Here is a 1,091-nt window from a genome sequence, read left to right as displayed (position 1 = left end):
CCCCCCCCGCGCCCCCCCCCCCCCACCCCAACCACTCACTTTCTCGGCAAAAGAAGGACCCACATCATGACTGAAAAACTCACCCTCACCAGCCCCGCTGACCTGCTGGCCTACGTCCCGCACCTGCTCGGAAGAACCCCCACCGAATCCTTCGTCGTGCTGACGGCCACCGCGGGAGCACTTGGCGCCACGCTGCGCGTGGACGCACCCATGGACGCGGCCCCGCTGGGTTTCGCCCAAACGGTGACCAGCCTCGCGGCACAGGACGAGAACGCCACGGCCTGCTACCTCATCGTCTACACCGACGAAACCAGCACCGATGCCCGTTTCCCCTACGCGGCCCACGTCGCGGCCCTGGGCAACGAACTGGCCACGGCACGGATGCCAGTCCGCAAGGTCTACCTCGTTACCAGCACGCACTGGGCCGCTTACGGCAGCACGGAGCGGAACCCGCTGGAGCAGATCAAGGACAGCAACGCCAACGCTACTTTGACCTTCAGGGGAAGCGCCCCGGCCGTGGACGTCTATAACCCGGCGTTGCTGGGCAAATGGGTTGAGCCGGTACAGGTGCCCGTCCGCACGGAGGAATCCGTTGAGGAAGCACGCCGCGAATGGGGCGCTGCGCTGGAGACCCCCGGAATGCCGGACCATGAGACCGCGCGGAAGCTGGCGGCATGGTTCCAAGACAAGTACATCAGGGACTTCCTCATGGCCGACATCATCACCACGAACAACGGCGTCGTCATTGACATCATTTTGGGCAAGTTCAACGGCCGCCCGGACTGGAAGCGCGTGGACCACGCCGAAACCATTGCGTTCGAACTGATGAAGGCCGTCCCGGAGGGCCAGCGCGCACCCATGCTGACCCTCATGGGATGGCTGCAATGGCTCAAAGGCTCCGGAAAGCACGCCGCGCGTTACCTGAAACTGGCTGTCGAGGACGTGCACGGCTACCAGTTCGCGGAACAGTTGTACGACCTGATCAGCAGTGTCTACATCGCAGAAGTCGCCAAGAACCAAGAAACCGCCTATAAGCGCCCCACCAGCTAACCGGTACGGCCGGGCAGGATCAGCAACGGTCCTGCCCGGCC

Annotated in this window: 1 protein-coding gene; it reads left to right on the top strand. The window is 64.1% G+C overall.

The features are described 5' to 3' along the window. Positions 1–66: 66 nt before the first annotated feature. Positions 67–1,050 carry a DUF4192 family protein gene (locus tag LN996_RS23485; RefSeq protein ID WP_231343505.1) on the top strand — a complete coding sequence of 328 codons (984 nt, stop codon included), beginning with the start codon at positions 67–69 and terminating at the stop codon, positions 1,048–1,050. The last annotated feature ends 41 nt before the right edge of the window (positions 1,051–1,091 follow it).

The organism is Arthrobacter sp. AK01 (genome assembly GCF_021109375.1).
Taxonomy (GTDB): domain Bacteria; phylum Actinomycetota; class Actinomycetes; order Actinomycetales; family Micrococcaceae; genus Arthrobacter.
The sequence above is the reverse complement of the archived record's forward strand: the minus strand, read 5'-3'. Positions and strand labels throughout refer to the sequence as shown.

Coding starts and splice junctions, on each gene's coding strand:
- LN996_RS23485 (WP_231343505.1), top strand. CDS start 67: ATGACTGAAAAACTCACCCTCACCAGCCCCGCTGACCTGCTGGCCTAC.